The sequence below is a fragment of the Streptomyces griseus subsp. griseus genome, from assembly GCF_000720255.1.
Lineage (GTDB): Bacteria > Actinomycetota > Actinomycetes > Streptomycetales > Streptomycetaceae > Streptomyces > Streptomyces griseus_I.
This window is the reverse complement of record NZ_JOJE01000179.1, coordinates 1-398: the sequence shown is the minus strand read 5'-3', so window position 1 is coordinate 398 and position 398 is coordinate 1. Positions and strand designations below refer to the sequence as shown.

The following is a 398-nucleotide window of genomic DNA, read 5'->3' as shown; positions in this document are numbered from 1 at the left end:
GACATCACCGAGCACGCAACCGGCGAGGGCACGTTGTACCTGTGTGCCGTCAAGGACGTGTAATCGGGCCGCATCGTGGGCTATTCCATCGACGCCCGGATGAAATCCAGCCTCGCGGTGAGAGCCCTTGAATCCGCGGTGGCCCGTCGCGGCCAGGTCGCCGGATGCATTGTTCATTCCGGTCGAGGGTCGCAGTTCCGCTCACGGACGTTCGTGTCCGTTCTCGCACGTCATGACCTGGTCGGCTCCATGGGCCGGGTCGGTGCGGCCGGCGACAACGCGGCCATGGAGAGCTTCTTCGCGCTGCTGCAGAAGAACGTCATCGTCTTCGACGCCGGATACGACGCTCCGCGCATGTCTCATCTCCTGCGCGGATTGCCTGTGGAGGTCCTCGGGCG

Annotated in this window: 1 pseudogene; it reads left to right on the top strand. The window is 64.8% G+C overall.

Features of this window, described 5'->3' with window-relative positions:
* Positions 1-324: pseudogene (locus IG99_RS43680) on the top strand (transposase); the annotation flags it as partial.
* Positions 325-398 lie beyond the last annotated feature (74 nt).